The sequence below is a fragment of the Citreimonas sp. genome, from assembly GCF_042096055.1.
Classification (GTDB): domain Bacteria; phylum Pseudomonadota; class Alphaproteobacteria; order Rhodobacterales; family Rhodobacteraceae; genus Citreimonas.
Genome location: NZ_JBELMH010000086.1, coordinates 1 through 3548, shown reverse-complemented (window position 1 = coordinate 3548; position 3548 = coordinate 1). Strand labels below are relative to the sequence as shown.

The following is a 3548-nucleotide window of genomic DNA, read 5'->3' as shown; positions in this document are numbered from 1 at the left end:
GGCGGGCACGAAGCTGCCCATCTGCGCCAGCAGCGCGATCAGCGCGTTCTGGCGCAGGAAGGTCGATTTGCCCGCCATGTTCGGGCCGGTCAGCAGCATCACCGCCGCGCCGGTGCCTGCGTCGAGCGCGCAATCGTTGGCCACGAAGGGGGTGCCAGACGCTTCCAACGCGGCCTCGACCACCGGGTGGCGCCCGCCCTCGATGCGGAAGGCGCGGGAATCGTCCACCTGCGGCTGGGTCCAGTCGCGCGCGCGGGCGAGGACGGCGAGTCCCAGGCTCAGGTCGAACTCGGCCAGCCCCAGCGCCAGCCCCGACAGCGCGGGCGCGGCGTCCAGAACCTGCGCCCGCAGGTCCGCGAACAGGCGTTTCTCGATCTCCAGCGCCTCGCCGCCGGCGTTGAGGATGCGCGTCTCGATCTCGGACAACTCGACGGTGGTGAAGCGCAGCTGGTTGGCGGTGGTCTGGCGATGGATGAAGGTGTCCGACAGCGGCGGCTGCAGCATCCGGTCGCGGTGTGTCGCCGTCGTCTCGATGAAGTAGCCCAGCACGTTGTTGTGCTTGATCTTGAGGCCCGAGATGCCGGCCTGCTGCGCGTAATCCGCCTGCATGCGCGCGATCACGCCGCGTCCTTCGTCTCGCAGCTGCCGCGCCTCGTCCAGCGGGGCGTCGTGCCCCGCGGCGATGAAGCCGCCGTCGCGGACCAGCAGTGGCGGGTCGGCCACCAGTGCTGCGGCCAGCGTGTCGCGCAGGGCGTCGAAGCCCGACAGCGACTCGCGCGCCTCGATCAGCATGTCGGGCAGGTCGGCGCCGTCCAGCAGGCGCAGGATGTCGGCGGCCTGCTCGCAGGCGTTGCGCAGCGCCGCCAGGTCGCGCGGCCCGCCCCGGTCCAGCGCCAGCCGCGACAGCGAGCGGTCGAGGTCCGGCACCCGCCGCAGCGCGTCGCGCAACCTGTCGGCCAGCGGCGTCTCGACCGCCCAGCGCACAGCCTCCAGCCGCCCACGGATGACGCCCAGATCGCGCGAGGGCGAGGCCAACCGCCGTTCCAGCAGCCGCGCGCCGGCGGCCGTCACCGTGCGGTCGATCACCGACAGCAGGCTGCCGGCCCGGCCGCCCTGCAGGCTGTGCGTCAGCTCGAGGTTTCGGCGCGTCGCGGCGTCGATCTGCATCAGGCGCGACGTCGCCTCGGTCCGCGGCGGGGTCAGGCGGGGCAGGGCGCCCTTCTGCGTGATGTCGAGATAGTCGACCACCGCGCCCATCGCCGACAGCTCGGCCCGGTCGAAGGTGCCGAAGCCCGACAGCGTGGACACGCCGTAGGCGGCGCACAGTCGCCCCTCGGCCGCGGTGGAATCGAAGCTGGCCGCACCCAATATCGTGGGCCAGACGCCGAGGTCGCCCAGAACCTCGCGCATGGTCTCGTCGACCGTGTCGGTCACCAGCAGCTCGGAGGGCGCCAGGCGCGCGATCTCGGCGCCGATGCGCGATTGTCCGACCTGCATCACGTGAAACGCGCCTGTCGAGATGTCGCACCACGCCAGCGCCCAGTCGTCGCGCACGCGCGCCAGCGCCGCCAGGTAATTGTGCCGGCGCGCGTCCAGAAGCGTGTCCTCGGTCAGCGTGCCGGGCGTGACGAGGCGCACGACCTCGCGCCGCACGACGGACTTGGCGCCGCGCTTCTTGGCCTCGGAAGGCGGCTCCATCTGCTCGCACACGGCGACGCGGAACCCCTTGCGGATCAGCGTCAGAAGGTAACCCTCGGCCGCGTGCACCGGCACGCCGCACATGGGGATGTCGTCGCCGTCGTGCTTGCCGCGCTTGGTCAGGGCGATGTCCAGCGCCTCGGCCGCCGCGGCGGCGTCGTCGAAGAACAGCTCGTAGAAGTCGCCCATGCGATAGAACAGCAGCGCGTCGGCATACTCGGCCTTGATCGACAGATACTGCGCCATCATCGGTGTGACGGACGAGTCCTGCGCTTTGACACTGGCGTTCACGAACCTTCCCCCGGCCGGTTTGGCGTGACATTAAGGCTGACGGAGGAGCGGTGAAACCGGAAAACCGCCGCGACGAGGGGGAGCCATGTCGAGAACCAAGTACACGCGCGAAGAGGCGCTGGCGTTCCATTACGAGCCCACGCCGGGCAAGTGGGAGGTCAACGCCACCGTCCCGATGACAACACAGCGCGACCTGTCGCTGGCCTATTCCCCCGGCGTCGCGGTGCCGTGCGAAGAGATCGCCGCCAATCCCGAACTGGCCTACGACTACACCAACAAGGGCAACCTCGTCGCCGTGATCTCGAACGGCACGGCAGTGCTGGGCCTCGGCAATCTGGGTGCGCTGGGGAGCAAGCCGGTGATGGAGGGCAAGTCCGTCCTGTTCAAGCGTTTCGCCGACGTGAACAGCATCGACATCGAGCTGGATACCGAGGACCCGGACGAGTTCATCAAGGCGGTGCGCCTGATGGGCCCGACCTTCGGGGGCATCAACCTCGAGGACATCAAGGCGCCGGAATGCTTCATCATCGAGCAGACGCTCAAGGAGCAGATGGACATCCCCGTCTTCCACGACGACCAGCACGGCACGGCGGTTATCTGTGCCGCGGGCCTGATCAACGCGCTGCACATCAGCGACAAGAAGATCGAGGACGTGAAGATCGTCCTCAACGGCGCGGGCGCGGCCGGGATCGCGTGCCTGGAGTTGCTCAAGTCGATGGGCGCGCGGCACGAGAACTGCATCGCCTGCGACACCAAGGGCGTGATCTACCAGGGCCGCACCGACGGCATGAACCAGTGGAAGTCGGCGCACGCAGTCAAGACCGACCTGCGCACGCTTGACGAGGCGATGAAGGGCGCGGACGTCTTCATCGGCGTGTCGGTCAAGGGCGCGGTGACGCCCGCGATGGTCGAGTCGATGGCCGAGAACCCGGTGATCTTCGCCATGGCCAACCCCGACCCCGAGATCACGCCGGAAGAGGCGCAAGAGATCCGCGCCGACGCCATCGTCGCCACCGGCCGGTCGGACTATCCCAACCAGGTCAACAACGTTCTGGGATTCCCGTACCTCTTTCGCGGCGCGCTCGACATCCACGCCCGCGCCATCAACGACGCGATGAAGATCGCCTGCGCCGAGGCGCTGGCCGCGCTCGCGCGCGAGGACGTGCCCGACGAAGTCGCGCTGGCCTACGGCAAGACGCTGACCTTCGGGCGCGACTACATCATTCCCACGCCGTTCGACCCGCGGCTGATCTGGCGCATCCCGCCGGCGGTCGCGCGGGCTGGCATGGACACCGGCGCGGCTCGGCGGCCCATCATCGACATGGACGCTTACGAGGTCGGCCTGAAAAGCCGCATGGATCCCACCGCGTCGATCCTGCGCTCGATCAACGCCCGCGCGCGGGCGAACCAGGCGCGGATGATCTTTTCCGAGGGTGACGACCCCCGCGTCCTGCGCGCCGCGGTCAGCTACCAGCGCTCGGGGCTGGGCCAGGCGCTGGTCGTGGGCCGCGAGGCCGACGTGAAGGCCAAGCTCGAGGCCGCGGGCCTGGCCGACGCGG

2 protein-coding genes are annotated in these 3548 nt (G+C 69.4%); one reads left to right on the top strand and one right to left on the bottom strand.

From position 1 onward, the window contains the following. The coding region (gene mutS / locus ACFDTC_RS15230; RefSeq protein WP_375259739.1) for a DNA mismatch repair protein MutS at window positions 1-1947 on the bottom strand (1947 nt) is incomplete at its 3' end. Between the two features lie 127 nt (window positions 1948-2074). Here mutS and ACFDTC_RS15225 point away from each other — a divergent pair. Beyond that, window positions 2075-3548, top strand: a 1474-nt coding sequence (locus ACFDTC_RS15225; RefSeq protein WP_375259738.1) for a phosphate acyltransferase, incomplete at its 3' end; no start/stop codon positions are given.